The sequence below is a fragment of the Paenibacillus sp. CF095 genome (assembly GCF_900101225.1).
In the GTDB taxonomy this organism is placed as follows: Bacteria; Bacillota; Bacilli; order Paenibacillales; family Paenibacillaceae; genus Paenibacillus.
In genome coordinates, this window is the sequence record NZ_FMZN01000001.1 from 2,567,985 (window position 1) to 2,591,039 (window position 23,055).

The 23,055-nt window shown below is 46.4% G+C and carries 18 protein-coding genes; 4 read left to right on the plus strand and 14 right to left on the minus strand.

Annotation, left to right across the window (positions count from 1 at the left end; all coding sequences use genetic code 11):
* Positions 1-50 precede the first annotated feature (50 nt).
* A complete protein-coding gene (locus BLS69_RS10945) occupies positions 51-767 on the plus strand; it encodes a YoaK family protein (RefSeq protein ID WP_091031382.1) in 717 nt (238 codons plus the stop codon).
* A gap of 115 nt (positions 768-882) precedes the next feature.
* Here BLS69_RS10945 and BLS69_RS10950 read toward each other — a convergent pair whose 3' ends face one another.
* Entirely contained in the window at positions 883-1,779 is an 897-nt protein-coding gene (locus BLS69_RS10950) for a LysR family transcriptional regulator (protein ID WP_091031383.1), read from the minus strand.
* Positions 1,780-1,917: 138 nt separating this feature from the next.
* On the opposite strand from BLS69_RS10950, the gene BLS69_RS10955 reads away from it, so the two are divergent.
* The 3 genes from BLS69_RS10955 to BLS69_RS10965 all read left to right on the plus strand — a co-directional run bounded on the left by BLS69_RS10955 (position 1,918) and on the right by BLS69_RS10965 (position 5,274).
* Complete coding sequence (locus BLS69_RS10955) at positions 1,918-2,622, plus strand: O-methyltransferase (protein ID WP_091034944.1); 705 nt, start codon at positions 1,918-1,920, stop codon at positions 2,620-2,622.
* 77 nt (positions 2,623-2,699) lie between these two features.
* Positions 2,700-4,010 (plus strand): MFS transporter, encoded by a 1,311-nt coding sequence (locus tag BLS69_RS10960; RefSeq protein ID WP_091031387.1) that lies wholly within the window; start codon positions 2,700-2,702, stop codon positions 4,008-4,010.
* Between the two features lie 148 nt (positions 4,011-4,158).
* Complete coding sequence (locus BLS69_RS10965) at positions 4,159-5,274, plus strand: AbrB family transcriptional regulator (RefSeq protein WP_249910937.1); 1,116 nt, start codon at positions 4,159-4,161, stop codon at positions 5,272-5,274.
* Positions 5,275-5,403: 129 nt separating this feature from the next.
* Here the strand turns inward: BLS69_RS10965 and BLS69_RS10970 are convergent, their stop codons facing one another.
* The 13 genes from BLS69_RS10970 to BLS69_RS11030 all read right to left on the minus strand — a co-directional run bounded on the left by BLS69_RS10970 (position 5,404) and on the right by BLS69_RS11030 (position 22,703).
* Positions 5,404-5,607, minus strand: coding sequence for a hypothetical protein (locus BLS69_RS10970; protein WP_017688872.1), 204 nt, complete (start codon positions 5,605-5,607; stop codon positions 5,404-5,406).
* 77 nt (positions 5,608-5,684) lie between these two features.
* Positions 5,685-5,948 (minus strand): YkgJ family cysteine cluster protein, encoded by a 264-nt coding sequence (locus tag BLS69_RS10975; RefSeq protein WP_017688873.1) that lies wholly within the window; start codon positions 5,946-5,948, stop codon positions 5,685-5,687.
* Positions 5,949-6,162: 214 nt separating this feature from the next.
* Complete coding sequence (locus BLS69_RS10980; RefSeq protein WP_091034949.1) at positions 6,163-7,011, minus strand: chemotaxis protein; 849 nt, start codon at positions 7,009-7,011, stop codon at positions 6,163-6,165.
* A gap of 228 nt (positions 7,012-7,239) precedes the next feature.
* Positions 7,240-9,249 carry a PTS system trehalose-specific EIIBC component gene (gene treP, locus BLS69_RS10985; protein ID WP_091031390.1) on the minus strand — a complete coding sequence of 670 codons (2,010 nt, stop codon included), beginning with the start codon at positions 9,247-9,249 and terminating at the stop codon, positions 7,240-7,242.
* A 28-nt stretch (positions 9,250-9,277) separates the two neighbouring features.
* Positions 9,278-10,999, minus strand: a complete 1,722-nt coding sequence (treC, locus tag BLS69_RS10990) for an alpha,alpha-phosphotrehalase (protein ID WP_091031392.1) — start codon at positions 10,997-10,999, stop codon at positions 9,278-9,280.
* A gap of 377 nt (positions 11,000-11,376) precedes the next feature.
* Complete coding sequence (gene dctA / locus BLS69_RS10995; protein WP_036670619.1) at positions 11,377-12,732, minus strand: C4-dicarboxylate transporter DctA; 1,356 nt, start codon at positions 12,730-12,732, stop codon at positions 11,377-11,379.
* 237 nt (positions 12,733-12,969) lie between these two features.
* Entirely contained in the window at positions 12,970-13,662 is a 693-nt protein-coding gene (locus BLS69_RS11000; RefSeq protein ID WP_091031394.1) for a metal-dependent hydrolase, read from the minus strand.
* A 97-nt stretch (positions 13,663-13,759) separates the two neighbouring features.
* Entirely contained in the window at positions 13,760-15,451 is a 1,692-nt protein-coding gene (locus BLS69_RS11005; protein WP_091031396.1) for a glycoside hydrolase family 13 protein, read from the minus strand.
* A gap of 367 nt (positions 15,452-15,818) precedes the next feature.
* Entirely contained in the window at positions 15,819-16,277 is a 459-nt protein-coding gene (locus tag BLS69_RS11010) for a VanZ family protein (protein WP_091031398.1), read from the minus strand.
* A gap of 42 nt (positions 16,278-16,319) precedes the next feature.
* Complete coding sequence (locus BLS69_RS11015; protein ID WP_091031404.1) at positions 16,320-17,189, minus strand: AraC family transcriptional regulator; 870 nt, start codon at positions 17,187-17,189, stop codon at positions 16,320-16,322.
* A gap of 264 nt (positions 17,190-17,453) precedes the next feature.
* A complete protein-coding gene (locus tag BLS69_RS11020) occupies positions 17,454-19,886 on the minus strand; it encodes a glycogen/starch/alpha-glucan phosphorylase (protein ID WP_091031406.1) in 2,433 nt (810 codons plus the stop codon).
* 517 nt (positions 19,887-20,403) lie between these two features.
* A complete protein-coding gene (gene glgD / locus BLS69_RS11025) occupies positions 20,404-21,507 on the minus strand; it encodes a glucose-1-phosphate adenylyltransferase subunit GlgD (RefSeq protein ID WP_091031408.1) in 1,104 nt (367 codons plus the stop codon).
* 26 nt (positions 21,508-21,533) lie between these two features.
* Positions 21,534-22,703 carry a glucose-1-phosphate adenylyltransferase gene (locus BLS69_RS11030; protein WP_091031411.1) on the minus strand — a complete coding sequence of 390 codons (1,170 nt, stop codon included), beginning with the start codon at positions 22,701-22,703 and terminating at the stop codon, positions 21,534-21,536.
* Between the last annotated feature and the right edge of the window lie 352 nt (positions 22,704-23,055).

Consider the following 23,055-nt stretch of genomic DNA (forward strand, 5'->3'; position numbering starts at 1 on the left):
TTATGGCTGTATACTAGAGGGGCTACGTTTTTTTTGAAAGGACGGATAGGATGAATCAAAGTACCCTCCAAAAATACGCCATGCTGCTTCTCTGCATGTCTGCCGGAATGGTAGATCTGATCGGATATCTGGGACTGGGGCATGTGCTCACAGCCAATATGACGGGAAATATTGTACTGCTCGGTATTGCCATTGCCCGTGCTCAGGAATTTGTTGTGCTGCGGTCATTGCTTGCTCTCATTGGTTTTATTGCTGGCAATGCCATTGCAGCACATATGGTCGGACATGTGCAGACCAAAAATGGCTGGTCTTCCAAGGTCACAGCTGTATTTACTGTTGAAAGCATATTGCTCCTGCTGTTCGCGATCGCTATGATTAGTCCATTTTCAGAACAACTGTCTTATCTGTTAATTGTCATCCTAGCCGTTGCAATGGGGATGCAAACAACTGCGGCACGCCGCATTGGAATTGCTGGCATCTCAACAACCGTACTCACCAATAATTTGGCCGCTGTGGTTGAAGATACCGTAAGCATCCTCAAAAAGCTGCGACATGCCAATATCCGATCGTTAGCCAAAGCCTTGTCCACAGACTCCTACCTTCGTGCAGGTGCTGTTGTCATCTATTTGATCGGCGTCATTGCAGCCGCATTGTTATTCCACCGTGTGCCCTTGATTGCAGTCTGGATTCCTGTCCTGATCATTGGCGGCGTAACCCTATACGCCCGATTACATGCATGGGGAACTTCACAACAAAGCGAAAGTTAATAGTTAAAAAGAACCTATTCATTTTCAAGAGGATGTTCAAAAATCCGCTTTAGGGTACTGAAAACTGGTCTTTTTGAACACGTATTTTAAGTTGTTTTAAGTACAACCACGCTATTTATTTCATCAAAGCAGCTTCTTGGCGGATAAGCTTGACCAGATGCTGTGCAGCAGGCGATAATACCTCCCCGGCTCGTGTACATACGGCAACCGTATTTCTCAGCTGTACACCTCGAACAAACACACGTGCCAGCCTGCCTTGCTGCACATCTTCGTTCACAACCAAAGAAGATATAAAGTTGGCCCCATAACCTGCCTTCACCGCACTGATCGTTTCGTTCAGCCCGTTGAACTGAAGCGCAATGCGGGGAGCGGCCAGGTTATTTGTAGTGCAAAGGGAAACGAGTCGCTCACGTGTGGCACTGCCTTCTTCGCGCATGATGAACGGCTCTGCCATCATCTCATGCAGCTCGATTTCTTTTCCCGCATACGGATGGTCAGGGTGCACAACAAACCACATCTCATCGTCAAACAATTCATCCCATTGCACACCTGCATGTGTAATGCCACTTCCACCATACACTGCAATCTCTGCCTCATAACGAAGCAACTGGTCAAAAGCCATCCGGGTGTTGGTTGTGCTCACAACAATCTCCACATCCTCGTGCATTTGCTTAAACCGCGCAATCCAGCCAGGCAACAGAAAATTCGAAGGCAAGTAGGTTGCCGTAAGACGGATTAGTCCTTTCTTGCCCTCCCGAAAATCCTGCACAAAATTCTCGACATCCTGCTCCAGCATGAACAGACGTTCCGCATATCCTGTTAACTGTAACCCCGCATCCGTAAGCACCAGTCTTCTTCCCTCCGAAACAAAAAGCTGGATTCCTAATTCACGTTCAAACTTCTTCACCTGAGAAGATACCGCAGGCTGACTAATATTCAGTTCCTCTGCGGCACGAGTGACCCCGCCATATCTCACGATGGCATGAAATAATCGTAATCCATGCAGATTCATGTTTACACCTCTTCCACGTCAATTACATAATCTAAATTTATATTAACATACATAATATATATTTTATTTATATATCTACTCCATCTATAGTTGAAATATGAAATCCAATACATGAAACAAGGAAAGGAACATGTGAAGATGAAAAATATAAATACGACCAACCTACAGCATACCTGGACTCAAGTCGACGATTACATGAATGATCTGCTGATTCCATCAGATTCCCTGCTGGAACATACACTGCAAAGCAATGCCGAAGCTGGACTCCCTGCTCATGACGTAACACCAAATCAAGGAAAGTTACTTCAGCTCCTGCTGCAAATCCAAGGTGCATCCCGTGTACTTGAAATCGGCACATTGGGTGGGTACAGTACCATCTGGATGGCAAGAGCACTGCCTGAACACGGACGCATCGTCTCACTGGAATCGGAATCACATCATGCAGACTTGGCCCGAGCCAATCTCACACGAGCAGGACTGATGCACAAGGTTGACCTGAGAGTTGGTCCTGCCCTAACCACCCTTCCCGATGTTCAGGAAGAATACAGGGAACCATTTGATATGATCTTCATCGATGCTGACAAACCGAGTAATCCCGATTATCTGAGATGGGCCCTGCGACTGACTCGGCCGGGGAGTCTTATAATTGGTGATAATATCGTCAGGGACGGTGAAGTGATCCGCACAGACAGCACAGACCCTAGAGTTCAAGGCGTTCGATCATTCCTGCAGTTGATCGCGGATCACCCTCGGCTTGAAGCTACAGCATTGCAAACGGTTGGTAGCAAAGGTTACGATGGATTCGTCATTGCTCGTGTGATTGATGCCCCTGAACCAAAATAAACAGTGGTCAATTCTTCCGCAAATTCCCCTTTCCTGTTAAACTGGAATCACTGCACAGGCAGACTGGGGGGAACCACTTGAGAGTTTTACAACATATTCATGATGAAATTCGCGGCTGGTCCCGCAATATTCAACTGTTTTTCCTGGCTAGCATTCTGTATCAGATCGGAAATGGCATGTTCTCTGTCTTGTACAATCTGTACATTCAGGGGCTGGGCTATAATGATACAATGAACGGCCAGATTGTAAGTATTCAATCACTCGCAACAGCCATTATGTTTGTTCCTATCGGTCTATGCGGTGATCTGTTCAGCCGCAAGCGATTACTCATTACCGGGGCGTTATTCAGCGGAATCTTTCTGATCGGACGCTCCTTCGATTATTCGGCTACAGGACTGATTTGGTTCGCGGTATTTTCTGGCCTTTTCGCTGGGGTATTCCAAGTACTGGCCATTCCTTATCTGGCGGAAAACGTCAAGAAAAGCCAGCGGCTGAAAATGTTCAGTTATTATTCATCCCTTGTGCTCGCTTCCCAGGTGCTTGGTAGCCTGGGCGGCGGTGTATTCGCAGATTTGTTACATACGGCAGGACTCGCCAAAGTGACCGGATTGCAAACCGTTTTGTTTGTCGGCGGTGCAGCAACACTGGCTGCATTTATTCCACTGTTATTTGTAACCGAAGGCAAGGCCGCTCCGCAGACAACAATTCCGGGGCAACCCGTTCTTCAACCCGATTCGGATCTAAAAGAAAGTTCAACGAATACGTCAAGCACGGACGATTCGATCACGAAGAAAAAAGATTCCCGACTGATTGGTCAGTTTATAGTGACTCAGTTGTTAATTGGATTAGGTTCCGGACTGGTTGTACCGTATCTGAATCTGTATTTCACCAATCGGTTCTCGGTTTCTCTGAGCGGAATGAGCTTACTAATTGCACTTGGTCAGATTATGACGATTGTATCCATGCTGATTGGTCCTACCCTCGCGGCAAAGGTCGGAAGCGTAAGAGCCGTTGTCATTTTCCAGGTCATGTCGTTGCCCTTCCTTCTATTAACAGGCTTCACCAATCTGTTGTTCATCGCTTCGCTCAGTTTCTTGTTCAGACAAGCATTGATGAACGCAGCCAATCCCATTCATTCAGCCATACTGGTGGATCGGATCTCTGACAAACGCCGCGGCATTGCCAATTCACTGATGCAGACCTCGTTCATGATCGGTTGGGCTACCATGGGACCTGTCCAATCCTATCTGGTCACCACGTACGGAACGTATTGGGGTTATGCAATCACATTCAGCATCACAGGCTGTCTATACGTTATTTCATCACTGATGTACTTTGTAATGTTCAGAGAACCTAAACCTTCCGCTACGGCTATCGCAGGATCTTAATGAGTTGAACAGAAGTAGCCTGGTTGTTCCGCAGATAACGCAACGTATCTCATCATCAGGAGTGATCACACATGAACATGAATCTTTCATTACACCTGAATGTATACCTGAATCTCATACCACCTCATTCAACCGGTAGGCTAAACGGATGGAACTGATGCATAAGCTCGGTTCCAACGTTGTCTTTCGGTTTTTTCTTAGTCTGGGTGTCTCTGTTCTTGGCGGATTGCTGTTCACAGTCATTCGTACACCGATCCCGTGGTTGCTCGGGCCAATGGTATTCATGCTGCTTGGTTCCCAAGTTGCCAAATGGCCGCTCATGTGGCCTGCCTCCATACGGGACTATGGCATTCTCATTGTTGGTTATTCAATTGGTCTCACCTTAACAGAAGAGGCACTGCAAGGCATCCTGCAACAACTTCCCATGATGCTGCTGATGACCTTGCTGTTAATTGCATTGTGTGTAATTACAGCCTACATCGCTTCAAAGGTAACCGATTTTGATTTTCCCTCCCTGCTGGTTGGCAGTATTCCAGGAGGGCTGTCCCAGATGGTGTCCCTTGCAGAAGAGATGAAATCCATCAATCTGACGCTGGTTACTTTTTTGCAGGTGACTCGGCTGATCATGATTGTCTTCTGTGTTCCGTTCCTGCTATTTAGTCCTTGGATTGGAGGTACTGTAGGTGGTGGAACAGATCAGCCTTTCATTGACGTAGCAACATGGGGTACCCTTTTCCCTGAGATTCTTCTCTATGCTCCGCTCTGTGTAGCGGGTGCATGGGTTGCACGCAAACTCCGATTTCCGACGGCCTTTATGTTGGGTCCCATGATTGTTATGTGTGTCGTTCAATTAAGCACAGCGCTGCACACACCCAGTCTGCCAACCTCCCTCTTAAACGTATCGCAATTGATGATTGGCAGTCACGTTGGACTGATGCTCAAGCCGGAACAGTTGCAACGCAAGACACAGACAGTCACGCTAGCGGTGATGAGTAGTGTACTGCTCATTGTTGGTGCGCTTGGATTGAGTTATCTGTTAATGAATGTGTTCTCCCTCTCTGCGGCAACCTCACTACTCAGTATGGCCCCTGGCGGGATGGATCAGATGAGTATCATGGCACATGAAGTGAATGCCGATCTTTCGGTTGTATCCGGGTATCAATTGTTTCGGATTCTATTTATTTTCTTCATCGTCTCTTCCGTACTGAAGATGATTCTTGTACATATGTTGAAAGAAAAGAAAGCTAAGCCCTATCCTCAATGATCATATTCCTACCTGATCCCATGCCAAAGAGAGTATCCATTTGATGTCACATCCTGCGGATACTCTCTTTTATTTGTACACACTCATCTTCAACATTTGGCCTCATTCAATTTTAAGCATAATGACTACTTATGAATAAATTCGGTTGTACATCCAGCCTACAATGCCCACCGTAACCACTGTTGCCCCAATAATAAATGCATAATAGCCAATCTTACTTTTGGACTCCGAAGTCTGATGGTCATAATAATCCGAGTTACGTCGGTAAAATCCCATCCATAACTCTCCGATCATATTCACAACTACCAATACAAAACGTTTAACAAGCCCCATTGTATTCGCGTCTCCTCTCTCTGATCAACCTTCTTCCATATTAAGTATAATTATCCCAATTCATTAAAACAACCTACTCATATTACCTTCGGTGCAGTTTCTTGCTCCAACCAGGTTAGAATATCAAATGCTTCCTGATCGGTGCTACCACACATCTCTTCCTCAGCTTGCAATCCGCTGCATACCGCAGGACGATCTTTTTGACCAAAAATTCCGCAGCGATTATCATCCGTAAGCTGCACACAACGTACACCTGCCGGCTTGCCATGGGCCATGCCCGGTATCGGTGATGATATGGAAATCGCGATACAACATGCGGCACAGCCTGTCCTGCATTCCATACATAGTCCCTCCTAATTATAAAACTTACAATATGTGTTCAAAAAGACCGGTTTTCAGTACCAAGAAGATGGGATGAAGCTAGAAATGGAGTAGCGGAGCGTAGATAGAGCTACGTGAGCAACGGACATTTCGGCTGAATTCCATATTCGATGCTGATGATGCCATTAGGCATCCTTCGTAATCAAAAGCGGACTTTTTGAACTACCTCTGATATTATGATCGATTTATCCAGGTCCAGGTTCGAGCAAGCCCCTGAGCAATTCTCCGATTCATGCTTCGATTGGAAAAATACCCCCCATGACTTAGCGGATTCCAACTCATAGCCACGCCGCCAGAGTTCACTTCAATGTCTTCTTTGACCGCTTTCTCATAAGCAGGATCAATGGGGCGTAACGGATAACCCAGAATATCATCCCGATCGTAGAAGTTCACCCACTCCCCTTCCAGCCCGGCATAATACTGATTCACATGGGAAGAGGGCACCTGAATTGGGCAACTAAAGTCATGATAACGCAAACTCCATAAGGGCAGGGTTGTACCAAACGAGTAAAAATTGGTCAGGGTGTCACCCCGCTCCAAAGCCGAGTTCACATCCACAACTTCAGGAACACGACTGGACGGATATTGCAGATCGTAGAAGAAGTTACTGGCGATTACGGCACCCAAACTATGAGCAACCACACAGAGTGGAGCTTCCAATCCATTACGCTGTGCAAGGGTATGCATCGCCTGATTCAACGTTCGATGTACGGCATCATAGTTATGGCCTTGATTTTCCACCGGTTGATAAGCAACCGCATCAGCCAGGTAATGGATGACAAATCGGCGCAACCCCTGAAAGTTCAATCCCGGAGAGCTGACGAGCTGTTGAAAGAGCGCCTCTTCCCGCTCCTCAAATACATCCGCCCAATATACAGGTTCGATATCCAGCATCTGTTTGGAGGCTCCAGGCAAGACCATCACCTTGTCCAATTCCTTATGCAAACAAGCAATCAGCCTGTCCGCGTACCCATCCTTCCGCATACCCAGCCCATGAATGACCATCACCGCAATACGTGTCATGGCTCTCCTCCTCATCGATTGACTAGGATCTCTTTCTCCACCATATGAACGCCACGACTCGAACATGCCTGAAGCTTGCTTTGTCAGAAGAACCTTTCCAACCACCATTATTTTAAAAATGTGATTCTTCCAATTTATATACAGTTTACCATGATCATCATGAAAATAACGATCATACAACAAAAAGGAGCTGCGCATCATGCAGCCCCTTCTTGTTGTTGTATTCAATTAACCTTTCAGATGAACCTTCAACACACCATTTTGATTAGATGTAACATCACCTGTGGTGACTTCCACCCGTTCAACCATATCCTGACCATCTGGAATGATAATCGGTGTAATCAGCGGGTATCCCGCATCTTCAATTACCTTACGATCAAACTCCAACAGTTTTTGTCCAGCCTTTACATGCTCGCCAGCTTCCACATACATGTTGAAGCCTTCACCTTTGAGGGATACCGTATTAATACCGACATGGATCAGAACTTGTAATCCACTTGCGTGTTCAAGAATCACCGCATGTTTACTTTTGATCACATGAGCTACCTGAGCATCAAACGGGGCAACAACCAGGTTGCCGGAAGGTTCAATCGCTACACCTTCACCCATCTGTTTCTCGGCAAAAGCCGGATCAGGTACTTGCTCCAGTGACACAGCCTGACCTGTTAATGGCGCCATGATTTCAAGTGTATTCACTGCTTCGTGCCCTACTTGAGCTGCACTACGTGTGCGCTGGTTTGGAGCAGTTGAAGAGGTAACGCCCGAAGCAGACTGCGATGTAGCCGCTTTAGGCTCATTAATGGTTTCATTGCTTGCACTACGATCTTCTTTTCTCAGTTTGGCTCTGCCAAAAAGGACGGTCAGTACAAATGGTACAACAAGGACAATCGCCATGCCGATGAAGAAGACGCCCCATTTGTTAGGGAAAATCGACAGGAATCCCGGTACGCCACCTACACCGATGGAGGTTGCCTGAACATTATTCATCGTCAGCAGCACACCACCAATTGCGGAACCGACCATACCAAAGATAAACGGATAACGGTAACGGATATTCACTCCGAAGATCGCCGGCTCAGTTACCCCGAGGAAGGCCGATACCGAGGACGTTGCCGCAAGTCCTCTCATTTTCTTCTCACGCAGGACAAGCATCATCGCAAGTGCAGCCGAACCCTGTGCGATATTGGACAATGCCAGCATCGGCCACAGGAACGTACCGCCCTGACTACCAATGAGCTGAACATCCACCGCGAGGAACGTGTGATGCATACCGGTGATAACGAGCAAAGCGTACAGACCACCGTAGATCAAACCACCCAGCGCCGCGTATGAATCGTATACATAGATCAAGCCGGATGTAATTGCATTTGCAATAGCAAATGTAACCGGTCCAATAATCGTAAATGCCAGGAATCCGGTAATCAGCAACGTAACTGGTGCAACGACCAGCAGTTTGATCGAATCATGTACCCTTTTATTCAGGAAAATTTCCATCTTCGCAAGCAGATAGGCCGATACCAGTACTGGCAGAACCTGCCCTTGATAACCGATCTTCTCAATCTCCCAACCGAACAGATTCCATGTTGGCACCGTGCCATTATTCACAGCATCAGCGTAACCATATGCACTCAGCAGATCGGGATGTACCAGAATGAGACCCAGCACGATCCCGAGCAGCGGACTGCCGCCGAACCTTTTTACAGCTGCCCAACCAATTAGAGCCGGCAGGAACGTGAAGGCTGTACTTGCGATCGTATTAATAATGGACGCAAGATCCTTCCAGGCTGGATAGACATCTACCAGTGATTTTCCATCAAAGAAAATGCCTGGACCTGTCAGAATATTGTTAATTCCGAGCAAAAGACCTGCCGTAATGATTGCAGGCAAGATCGGAATGAAAATATCCGAGAGTGTTTTGATCGCTCGCTGAATTGGATTTTGCTTTTTACCAGCAACCGCCTTCACATCATCTTTGGAAGAACGATCTCCCCCGGTAATCTGAATCATCTCATCATAGACTTTATCCACCAGACCAGGCCCAATAACGACCTGGAATTGTCCTTGGGAAGAGAACTGTCCTTTGACCAGATCATTCTGATCCAGACTTTCAGTATCCACTTTACTCTCATCGTACAAGGCAAACCGGAGTCGTGTAACACAGTGTGTTGCAGCTTCAATATTCTCTTTGCCACCGACTGCCCGGACGATCTCCTCAACCTGTTTTTTATCGATTGCCATAGTGTCACTTCCTATTTATAAAATGTGATTAGTCCTGTTGTGGCACAAGCCACATATAGGATGCATAAGGACTGAGAGAGATTTCCTGCGTCAGCGCAGGGGCTGCCTCCGTATTTCCTATGAGTAACTCTGCTGATTTGCCTGCAATGTGATCATTCCAGACCGCTTCCGGAAGCGAGAACGTGACGTCTCGTTTACTGAAGTTGGATACAACAATCAGGGTTTCATTTCCATTGGTCCGTGCGTACGCGAATACATCCGGGTGTGCATCGTCCAATCGTTCATACAGACCGTTGATCAGCACGTTAACCTGTTTACGCAGGGCAATCAATTTGCGGTAGTGGTAGTAGATCGAATCTGGATCAGCCAGCTGCTGTTCCACGTGAATGGAAGGATACCGCTCATCCACCTTCAGCCAAGGTGTTCCGGTAGTAAATCCGGCGTTCTTACTTCCATTCCACTGCATCGGTGTTCGGGAGTTGTCCCGGGAACGCTCTTTTACAATGTTGAAAGCTTCTTCAGCGGATTTACCTCGTTCTTCCTGAAGCAGGCGGTACATGTTCGTTGATTCAATATCGCGGAACTCACTAACGTCATTCCAGACTGGATTGGGCATTCCGATCTCTTCACCCTGGTAGACATAAGGTGTACCTTGCATTCCGTGTATCGTTGTTGCAAGCATCTTCGCACTCTCGGCACGATAATCACCATCATCGGCGAATCGGGATAGCGCCCGCGGCTGATCATGGTTATTAAGGAACAGCGCGTTCCAACCTCCACCGGCCTGCATGCCTGTCTGCCACTCACTGAAGAGCTGCTTCATCGCTTCAAAATCATACGGCATCAGTTCCCACTTCTGACCATTCGGATAATCCACTTTCAGGTGATGGAAGTTAAACGTCATCGAAAACTCCCGGGAAGCCGGGTTCGAATATTGGATACAATGTTCCAGTGTTGTCGAGGACATCTCGCCTACCGTCACCATGTTGTAAGGCCCAAATACTTCATCGTACATCTCGGTGATGTACTCATGCACACGTGGTCCATCCGTGTAGTATTTGCGTCCATCACCCGGTGACACGCTTCCATCATCATCAGGGAACCGCTGGTCTTTGGAGATCAGGTTAATCACGTCCATACGGAAACCGTCCACACCCTTATCCGCCCAGAACTTGATCATATCCCGTACAGCTTTGCGTACTTCTTCATTCTCCCAATTCAGATCTGCCTGCGTTTTATCAAATAAAGTCAGGAAATATTGTCCCGTTTGTTCATCATACTGCCAAGCGGGTCCACCGAACTTCGATTGCCAGTTGTTTGGCACACCGCCATCCGGGGCAGGATCTTTCCAAATATAATAATCCCGATACGGATTATCCTTGGAAGAACGGGATTGCTGGAACCACTCATGATCGGTCGAGGAGTGATTCACCACGATATCAATCATCAGTTTCATATCACGAGCCTTCAGACCTTTCAGCAGTTCGTCAAAATCCTCCATCGTCCCATAATCCGGATTAATTCGGTAATAGTCCGCTACGTCATATCCATTATCATGCTGCGGGGATACATATACCGGCTGCAACCACACAATATCGATACCCAGATGCTGCAAATAATCAAGCTTCTCGGTTAATCCACGAATATCTCCAGTACCCGATCCCGTTGTATCATTAAAACTCTTCGGATATACCTGATACACCGTTGATGTCTTCCACCAAGATGACGGAGTGGTGTTTTTAGAACTCATGTTAACGCCTCCAATAAATTGTAATGCTCTCATGTGATGTTCTCGGTTAACTTCATATCTATATTACATAAGTAAACATGTATATACAAGTTGAAACTATAATATGTATATTCTTCGCCTCTTCTACACATTCCCCATAAATCTTTCCTCTGTAACATTTATTTTGGAACCTGCGTTCGTGAACCCAATGATATCTGTATTGGGACAACAAGAAACCGTCTGTTCTTCCCACGATCGGAGTGGGCAACAGACGGTCTAATTTGGTTGAACTTGGTTGAACATTTTAAATGTATTTTACTGTCTTTTTACTGTTGTAATGGATTGTTATTTTTAAGTTGCTGTCACTTCACTTAATCACCACAGCGGAGACACGCCTCTTACGACATCTCCGGTGAAACTACGGCTTTCCCTTGTTTTTCCTGCATGTTTAACTTCAATAAAGATAGTGCAGCCTGTTCTTCCCTTTCCAGTTCAGCAGCACTGATCTCACCAGAGAGTACGGCACGCATTCGCTTCTGATCCAGCAGACCTTCCCATTTTGCAACCACAAATGCTGCGACACAGTTGCCCATCAGGTTTGTGAATACACGCATTGTATCCATGAATCGATCTGCACCAAGCAGCAGAGCAACCGCTGCTACCGGAAAAGCATTGACAGCCACTGCCGTTGCGGACAGGGCCAGGAATGCGGAGCCAGGTACTCCTGCCATGCCTTTGGAACTTAACATCAACACCAGCAAAATCGTAATTTGCTGCATCAATGTCAGTTCAATGCCTACGGCCTGAGCAACAAAAACCGTGGCCAACGATAAATAGATTGAAGCGCCATCCAGATTAAACGAGTACCCCGTCGGTACCACAAGCCCCACAACCGCACGATCACAACCCGCCTTGGTTAGTTTGTCCATCATGCGTGGCATCACCACTTCTGATGATCCGGTTCCAATTGCCAGCATCACTTCAGAACGGGTATATTTCACAAATTGCAGGAAATTTAGCCCGGTAATCCACCAGGCAGCCAATGCCAGCATGACAAGAAACAGCAGCGCTGCGCCGTAACAGGCCAGAATTAGCAGGCCAAAGGACGATAATGTGGAAGCCCCATAGGCACCTACCGTGTAAGCCATGGCTCCAAATGCACCAATTGGCGCGAGTTTCATGATATAACCGATGATGCGGAACACAATTCCGAGCAGGTTCTCAATCAGCGTCAGTACATTTTCTTTCGCTTTACTCTCTGTTGCTGCCAGTGCAACCCCGAACAGACAGGCTACGAGCAGTACTTGCAGTAGCGCATTCTGTGCAAAAGCATCCACAACACTCGTCGGAATAATATTCATGATAAAATCTACCGTATGTGGCAACTCGGAACCATTGGTTTTTGCTTCAATGCCACTTGCATCTATGGTTGAAGGGTCCACATTCATTCCGGCACCTGGGCGAAGCAGATTGGCTGTCCCTAATCCAAGTACCAGCGCCACTGTAGTTGCAATCTCGAACCACACGATGGCTTTCAGCCCGATGCGACCTACCGACTTCAGATCACCGATCTTGGCAATGCCTGTGACAATCACCATGAATATCAGTGGTGCGATGATCATCTTGATCAATTTGATGAAACCTGTTCCGAGCGGTTGCAGCAAGCTACCCAGATCCGGCCACAGGATGCCTACACCAATCCCGATGATTACCGCTACAATAATTTGAAAAAATAATGATTTCATAAATGACATGAACGCTCCCCCTGTTTGCGGTCAATTCGGATTTCCGTTTGGTTTCCGTGTAACTTTTTATATCATTCTAAAAGGGAGTTCAACAATGGAATTTCAATGTTTTTGTCATTTGTACCAACTCTATTGGTGAAAATTGAACCTAAAACCGAAAAAAACGAATATCGCGTCAGTTATCTTGACGTGATATTCGTCTTTATCCATCAATCCATTTATTATTGAACAAGGGTTAAATGTGCATCACAGGGTAATAGATTCTCCCGGGGCCAGCACACGGCCTTCCAACCCTTTTGCAGCCAGTTGTTGCACGAAGTGTTCTGCATCCTGACGAATCACCGGGAATGTATCATAATGGACCGGAATCGTCAGTTTGGCATTGAACCATTCCGCCGCCTGTAGCGCATCCTCAGGTCCCATAGTGAAATGTCCACCGATCGGCAAGAAAGCTACATCAATATTATGGCGATCACCAATCATTTTCATATCCCCGAAGAGACTTGTGTCTCCGGCATGCAAAATCGTTTTGCCACCAATAGTAATGATATATCCAGCAGGCAAACCTGCATACATGATCCGTTGTTCTTCTTCCAGCACAATCCCGGAAGTATGGAACGCCTGGATCATTTTAGCTTGAGCAAAGCCAAGATCCACCGTTCCGCCCATGTTCATGCCGAGCGTGTCCAGACCTTTCCAGGACATATATGTAGCCAATTCCACAATAGCGACAACTTTGGCGTTATTCGCTTTGGCAATAGGTTCAGCATCGAGGATGTGATCCATATGTGCATGTGTCAGCAACACAACATCGGTCTTAATATCTTCAGGCTTCGTGACAGCAAGCTCGTTGCCACGCAGGAAGGGATCAATGATCAGAGACTTCTCTTCTGTGCCCAGCTGTACACTGGAGTGACCGTGGAACGTAATATTCAACAACTTGGATTCCTCCCGACATATGTTTTGATTATTTTGAAACCACTATTCATTATAAATCATAGCTCTTCACCAACGCAAAATTACGCTAGCCTCCGTGTCACCGCTGCTTACGATATACCCTTGCCTCATACGGCTGAAGCTGAATGGCACCTTCATCGGTAGAATAACGTCTGCTTACGTTGCTAATGATCAGTTTGGCATGCTCGGAATCCCAGCCTTCCGGCCAGTGCATCTCAGGTTCATGGCCACGGAAATTCAGAATGACCAGCATCTGCTCATCTTCCAGCGTTCGGGTATAGGCATAGATATCCGGATCATCCGGCAGTAACAGCTCATATGCGCCATAGATAAGCACTTTATGTTGTTTGCGAAGCGCAATTAACTTACGGTAATAATGCAAAATGGATTGCGGATCACTTTCGGCATCAGCCACATTAATCTCAGGATAATTATCATTCACCTGAATCCACGGCTGCCCCTGGGTAAACCCTGCGTGTTCCGTCTCATTCCATTGCATCGGCGTGCGGGCATTATCGCGGCTCTTCAGCCAGATCGCCTGCATGACTTCGTGCTTCGACTTACCTTGACCAATGTAATGATTGTAATAATTTTTGGTCTCAATGTCCCGGTATTGTTCGATATCCTGAAAAGCGACATTGGTCATGCCGATCTCTTCTCCTTGATAGATGTAGGGGGTCCCTTCGAGTGTAAGCATCCATGTCGCCAGCATTTGAGCAGAACGCACCCGATATTTACCGTCATCACCAAAACGGGAAACCGGACGTGGCTGATCATGGTTGCCCATATAATTGGCGTTCCAGCCTCTACCATGTAAAACTGTTTGCCACCGGCTCATGATTTCTTTGAGATCTGTCAATTTCCATTCCTTATAGTTCCATTTACCAATTCCGGAGGATTTGGCATCGATAAACATATGCTCAAACTGGAATACCATATTAAGTTCATCACGATCCGTCCCCACATAAGCCAAGGCCTGCTCAGGCCCAAGTCCGGAAGTCTCGCCAACCGTCATGGGTCCGTAAGGTTTCAGGATCACGTTATTCAGTTTCTTCAAAATCGAGTGTACCTGTTCCAGGTTGGAAAAGAGCTGATACGCTGGAACCACCGGCAGATTATCCGGATTGTGGGCACTTGGCAGACCCTCTGCCTTGGCGATATGCGCTACTGCATCGAAACGGAATCCGTCGACCCCTTTTTCCAGCCACCAATGCACCATCTCATACATCTCTTCTGCCATCTGTGCATTGTTCCAGTTGAGATCCGGTTGCTGTTCCGAATACAGATGCAGATAATACTCATTTGTCTCGGGATCATGCTTCCACACCGAACCTCCAAAATAGGACTCCCAGTTATTCGGCACCTGACCATTTTTGCCTGAACGCCAAATATAATAATCCCGTTTCGGATTTATCTTTGATGAACGCGATTCAGCAAACCACGCATGTTCATCCGACGTATGATTCAGTACCAGGTCCATCATGATCTTGAGACCACGCTTGTGTGCCTCTGCCAATAATCGATCAAAATCCTCCATCGTCCCATACTTACGTAAAATGCCGTAGTAATCCCGGATATCATATCCGTTATCATGTCCTGGTGAATCGTAAATGGGACAGAGCCAGATCACATCTACGCCTAAATTCTCCAAATAATCGAGCTTCTCATAGATTCCCTGCAAGTCGCCATATCCATCCCCGTCCGAATCTTTAAAGCTGCTCGGATAAATCTGGTATACCACACTCTCTTTCCACCAAACGATATCGCCCACCTCACTCTCATCATTGTCCAATATATAAATTGAACTAAATAATATTTACACTGGACACTCCGATGAAAGAATAACCTTCCGATCGCTGTTATCCCCAGATTTTATGAATCCCCATTATAAGGGGAAAATCCGGGGATAGCTTATGCTTCCGATGCAGCTTTCTTTCAGAAAGCTTTTAGGCGAACGCTTTCGCTTCCTCAGGTTATTTCTGTCCTCTCCGTTTCGTGTAAATGTTTAGTTCAATTTATATATATAATCTCTGCTCACTGTATTAAGCCGTTAATATGTTTTATCCGAAATGATTCCCTTGTAAACATTTGAAAGGTATCTTATGCAAAAAGACCCGGTCATGACCACGATCTGCGGGTCAATTCCGAGTCCTTCTTCGTGAACATAAGATTAACTTAAATCCGGCGTAACCTATCCAGGCACCGATCGTGTTCAGAATAATGTCATCCACATCAAACGAACCTACACGTGTAATCAATTGTGTGACCTCAACACCCAGCAGAAGCAAAACAACTGTAGATGTAAAGGTCAGGAACGAACGACACCTCCGAAACAACCATGGGATCCAGATGCCCAGCGGAATGAACAATACGATATTGCCAAACAGGTTTTTGACCCAGGTATCTGTATTGTACCTCTCCCTCTCCAACAGAAGTGGACGAATCGTCTCGAAGGGTACGAGATTATATTGATAATACATGCTAGGTGTTCGTCCACTGACAAACAGTAAAATGCCCATAATCAGTAGGTAAAGCACTGCCATGCAAGCAACAATGGTCAGCATCCACTTGGAGTGGAGCCACGACTTTTCGTTCATTCCATCTATCCTCCGACCTTGTTTTCCGCGAAGCGGTAAGGTCTATTTTAACGGGATATAGATCTTCATGTCCAATTGTTCAGGGGTCGATTTCCAGACATCCGTCACTTCAAAGTCCGGCCCTTCCCTCCGTTCATAGTTGGACTGCGGCAGCCAGCTGCCATAGATCATTTTCCGAATATCCTGCCCGGAGCCTTCCACGGTGAACTCTGCATACAAGCCGCCCGGAATTTCAATCGAAGTAAAACCGGGTTCAAGTGCCTGTGATGCTCCACTGCTTTCTTCACCCACAATAAAAGAAAATGCTCCATCCTCTTCAAAATGACAGGCCACACCGTAAGCCATATCAGGGCGTGTCCTCTCCGGGATCGCCATGAATCTCTGTTCCATGCCAAAATCATGATAAAATCCGGGGATTTCAGCATAATGTTGATTGTCATTCAGGTTGGTCTTATATTCATAGCCGACAATCCAGTTTGGTGCCAATGTGACCAGACGGGGTGTGTTCATGTGAAATGTTCCACCAAGCGAAGTTCGATAATCGTTAAAATCAATGCTCTGTTGCATCTTCAGAAGAGACAACTGATCCACTTCCAGCTTGCGCAGCTTCGCGGGTGTCATTCCAAAGTAGGCTGAAAATGCACGGGTAAATGCCTCCTGAGATTGATAGCCGAAGCTCATCGCAATGTCCAATATGCCTTCCGACGTGTCCCGCAGCATCCCTGCAGCTTCCGTTAATCTGCGTCTGCGCACATATTCCAGTACCGTTAATCCGGTGATCGCCTGGAATAAACGCTGAAAATGAAACGCCGAAAAGCTCGCAGCAGCAGACGTCTCTCTGATATTAAACTCATCTTGCAAATGCTGTTCCAGATACTCAATAGCAAGCTGAATTCGTGTGTAATGATCCATAGCGCCGAGTCCCCTATCTAATTCGAAATATCAAACGATTTCTTATGTAGTATGACTGAGATCCAGATCATTTTTTTGATTTTTTGTGCGAACTTGTATGATGAAAAATACGCGAGTTTCGCTTATCTTCAAGTTGAATGACACTATGATACACTGTATGCCAAAATCCCCTTGTTCTACAAGGAGATACTCTCTACTCTGGTTGATTTACCAGCAGAGATGTCTCTTGTGAACAAGGGGACTTGTTAGTCTAACAATCTATTCTTAACCTTTCCAGTTCCCGGACACGGGATGAATACCCCAGATATCTGTCGCATACTCACTAATGGTACGATCACTGGAGAATATGCCGGAATGTGCCGTGTTTAATATCGCTTTCCGAGTCCAGCCCGGAATATCCCGATACGCTTGGTCAATCGCAGCATGCGCATCTGCATAAGCAGCAAAATCACGCAAGACAAAGTATTCGTCACCATGGGCCAGCAAGGAGTCATAAATATCCCAGAACTCCCCGTCACGATAACAGAATGCACCTGGATGCACTAATTGCTCCACGACCTCGCGAATGCGTTCATCGTGCTGCACAATCTCATTCGGACGATAGCTGCCCGAACGATAGTACTCAAGCACTTCGTCTGCACGCAGACCATAAATGAACATATTTTCTTCTCCGACCTGCTCCGCCATCTCCACGTTGGCTCCATCCATCGTGCCAATCGTTAAAGCACCGTTCATCATAAATTTCATGTTGCCCGTACCGGAAGCTTCCTTGCCTGCGGTTGAGATCTGTTCACTAACATCCGCAGCGGGAATGATCTTCTCTGCAAGAGAGACGGAATAGTTTTCGAGGAAAAATACCTTCAAGCGGTCATTTACGGCCGCATCCCGATTCACTGTGTCAGCCACGGTGTTGATCAGCTTAATAATTTTCTTGGCAAAATAATAACTCGGCGCTGCCTTGGCACCAAAGATGAAGGTACGTGGCACCATATCAAACGAAGCATCATTCTTAAGCCGGTTATACAGATGCATGACATGCAGAATGTTCAACAGCTGACGTTTATACCCGTGCAGCCTCTTCACCTGTACATCAAAGATGGAATCCGGATTCACTGCTGTCCCGGTATGATCCAGAATATACGCAGCAAGCCGCTCTTTGTTATCCCGCTTAATTAAACGGAACTGCTCCTGGAATGATGTATTATCCGCAAAACCAGCCAACTGGTCCAGCTTGCCCGGCTCTGTTATCCATTCGTTACCGATTGTATCCGTAATCAGATCCGAAAGTTTCGGATTGGCATGCATCAACCAGCGGCGATGTGTAATACCATTCGTTTTGTTATTGAAACGCTCTGGATACAGCGCATAGAACGGAGCCATCTCGCGCTCTTTCAAAATCTCGGTATGCAATGCAGCAACACCATTCACGCTGTGACTGCCCACAATCGCCAGATGCGCCATCCGTACCTGATCGTTCGCAACAATCGCCAGATGCCCTATGCGATCCTGATCTCCCGGATACCGATCCAGCAGCATGCCACAAAAGCGTTTGTTGATCTCTTCAATGATCATGTAGATCCGTGGCAGCAGCCTGCTGATCATGGATACAGGCCATTTCTCAAGCGCCTCACTAAGCGTTGTATGATTGGTGTACGATACAGTACGCGTTGTGATATCCCATGCTTCATCCCAGCCATATCCCTTCACATCAATCAGGATGCGCATCAGTTCTGGAATAACCAAGGTTGGATGCGTGTCATTAATGTGGAAAGCCACTTTATCAGGCAAACGATCATACGGTAGCTCCAGCTTGTTGAACGTACGCAAGGCGCTCTGTACACCTGCTGAACACATGAAGTACTGCTGCTTCAATCGCAGCAGCTTTCCTTCGTACTGGGAATCATCCGGATACAGGAATTCCGAGATTGATTCAACCGAACGACTATAATCCAGATAACCGTAGTAGTTCGAAGGGGTGTCGAGTGAAGTCTCGCGCTTTGGCTCGGCACTCCAGAGTCGCAATGTATTTACATGGGTTTGACCATAACCAATGACAGGCACGTCATAGGGAATGGCGACAACCGATTCGGCATCTTTTGTAACAAACTGATATTCTCCATCCTGCTCATGAGCTTCTACCCGGCCCCAGAACTGTACTTCCACCTTTTTGTCTGGACGGCGGACTTCCCATTCATTGCCCTTATCCAGCCAATTGTCGGGTAACTCTACCTGATTACCATTGATGATTTTTTGCTCAAACAAACCGTATTTATAACGAATCCCGCAACCATGTCCTGCATATCGGAGTGATGCCAGTGAATCCAGGAAACAGGCAGCGAGTCGTCCCAGACCTCCGTTACCGAGTCCTGCATCCGCCTCCTGTTCTTCCACCTCTTCCAAGGAGAAACCCAGATCAGCCAGACTGTCACGCACCAATTCCAATTCATTTACATTCAGCAGATTGTTGCCGAGCAGACGTCCAATCAGGAATTCCAGCGAGAAGTAATAGACCTGTTTATCCTGGCGCTGCTTGAACCCCTGATTCGACGCTGCCCAATCCTGGCCTGCATATTCACGAATCATGCTTCCCAGTACGTGGTACACGTCTTCCTGTGTTGCTTCTTCAATCGGTTTGCCCAATTTGCTGACCAGATTCCGTGTAAATATACTCTTGAACGTTTCCTTGTTGTCAAACAAAAGTAGGTTCCTCCCGGGGAAATCCTGCAGGACGGTGGTGGTTCACACACTCAGTTCCTCAGCACTCTGCAAAGTGGCCGTTCCGGTCACGAATCGTTCTTCTGATCGCTGTTGTCTCCAAATTTTCTCAATTACCTATATACATTGAACTAAACCGTATTTACACTGGCCACTCCGATGACAGAATAACCTTCCGATCGCTGTTATCCCCAGATTTTTTGATTCCTTTTTCAATAGGGAAAATCCGGGGATAAAGGCGCACGCTGCACTTCTTCAGGTTCTTTCTGTCCTCTCCGTTTTGTGTAAATGTTTAAGTTGAATTTATATAGTACAAGGTTGAAATTTGGAGACAGTCTATGCTCCTTCAGAATCGATTTCGTCCCCTCCACTACGTTTGCATGTTAGTGAGAACTTTCGAAGATGCAATTCTTGCATCGAATGTGTATGAACCTTAAATCCATCCTACAGGATTTTTATTTTATATATATTTATAGAAGATATCGGTTACGTGTGGGCATTAGATAATAGTACTTTTCGCTAAAATGTATGGATTCGACGGGTCACCGATCAGTGTCTGTCCTCCGGTCAGCCTCACGTCTTTATCGAGAATGACATTCTCAAGGACCGTCCCCTCACCAATGTAACATTTCTGCATGATGATGGAACCTTTTATTTTGGCACCCTTGGCCACCTGTACACCACGGAACAGAATGCTGTCCTCCACCTCTCCACCAACAATGCAGCCATTCGCGAGAAGTGAATGTTTAACATCGGCGGTATCCAGGTATTTGGCAGGCGCTTCGTATTTAATTTTGGTCTGGATCGGATCTTCCTTGAACAGTTGTTCATATTGCCCTGTGTTCAGCAGATCCATACTGTTGCGATAATAACTGTCAATGGAATTGATGACTGCGTGATAGCCATCATATGCATACGCAGCGATATTCAATCCATCCGGATTTTTTTGAATCACATCTCGGAAGAAATGACTCTCGCCATGATCAATGCAGCGTTGCACCTGGCGCAAGAACAATTCTTTTTCCATAATGAAAATTTCTGTATATATATTCGGGTGATTAGCGCTTTGGTGAATGTCCACCACGTTACCGTCCCCGTCATGGTCAACTTTGACACAGGCGTCATGCTCAGGCAGCAGCTGATCTACCTTTTTGCAGACCAGTGTAACGTCCGCTCCTTTACTGATGTGATACCTGTAGACATCCTGGAGGTCTGCTTTGGTCACATGGCGACTGCCCGCATGCACAACATATTGCCCTGCCCCTCTGTGGAAAAAGTCCAAATTGTTATGGAAATGCTGCAAGTCCCCTTGTGACGTATCTGTTGGATCATTCCAGTCTGGTGGCAAAATAAACATACCCCCATGTTTGCGATCCAAATCCCAAGGCTTACCATCACCAAGATGGTCCATCAACGAGCGATATTTTCGCCGTACAAATACACCAATACTCTCAATGCCTGCATTCATCATATTGGATAGAACAAAATCGATCAGACGGTAACGCCCGGCATAAGGTACCGCGGCTCCGCAGCGAAAATACGTCAATTCCTTCAATTCTTCAAGTTCATGGTCAAGGTTAATAACTCCGATCAATGGTTTCATCGCATGCACCGTCCTTTTGACTTCAATTAGGCCTTGCTGGTTATTCCTTGGCGAAGCTGACGTTCCAATTCTTCCTGATCCACGAGCAATATATCACTCTCATCTCCCGGTGCAGGCGAAATCTGTGTTCCATCAGGAATAACCAATCCTTCTGCGATAATAGCTCGGTAAATGCGCACATTTTGCCCGATTTTCACTTTTGGCATGATCACCGAATCGATGACAGCACTGTTCTCACCAACTTCAATTCCGTAGAACAGAACAGAATGGTTGACCTCACCATGCACTACAGTGCCTTCACTAATAATACAATTCCGTACCTTGCCCGAAGGTGAGATATATTGTGCAGGTTGGTTCGGATTGCGTGTGAAAATACGCCAGTCCGGATCATTGAGATTAAATGGTGTGTCTTCGTCCAACAGGTCCATATTGGATTCCCACAGACTGCGAATGGTACCAACGTCTTTCCAATAACCTTCGAATGGATATGCATATAAGGATTTTTCGTTTTCAAGCAACAAAGGAATAATGTCTTTACCAAAATCATAGGAGGTGGATGCCTGTTGTTCATCCTGGATCAGGAAACGTTTCAGTACATCCCACTTGAAGAGATAGATACCCATGGAAGCCAGTGTGCTCTTGGGCTCAGGAGGTTTTTCTTCAAATTCATAGATGCTATAGTCATCGTTGGTGTTCAGCACCCCGAACCGGCTGGCTTCTTCCAATGAGACATCAATGACCGATATGGTGCAATCCGCATCTTTTTCTTTGTGATACTGGAGCATTTTTTCGTAGTCCATCTTATAGATATGATCCCCTGACAGAATGAGCACATGCTCGGGATCGAATTGTTCAATAAAGTTCAGGTTGCGGAAGATCGCATCCGCTGTACCCCGGTACCAGTTGCTTCCGTCTTCACGTTCATGTGGAGGAAGTACATATACCCCGCCGTTTTTCCGATCCAGATCCCAGTCACTGCCAATGCCAATATAGGAATGTAAGACAAGTGGTTCATATTGGGTCAATACACCCACTGTATCAATACCAGAATTAGAGCAGTTACTCAGCGGAAAATCAATGATTCGGTAGGTGCCGCCAAAATATACAGCCGGCTTAGCCAGTGATTTGGTCAATCCTTTTAACCTCTTACCTTGCCCTCCGGCAAGTAGCATCGCTACAACTTCTTTTTTCGCCATCATTACAGCCTCCTCCACGTGCATTCGTTCTGATTCATTTCAGAGCCCATAATCGATATTCTGTTGTGTGGACACTGTTGTCTTGATTAGGAGCATGCTGTACAGATGTGTAACTGGATGAATCTTATTGCAGTTGAACTTACTGAATTGTAAAGCCTGAAATAGAGATGATGCTGGTGTAGAATTGCTTGACTGTCTTACAGAGGTGAATGTTAAATGCAGAACTTAAGGTGTAGCTCGTGAACAATGAAATAGACTACTCCTATTTAACATTAAACACGAAACGGACTGGGGAATCTTACTGGAAAACATCGACATCAAGTTGTGGGTCAGATTACCCTTTCTCGTGCCG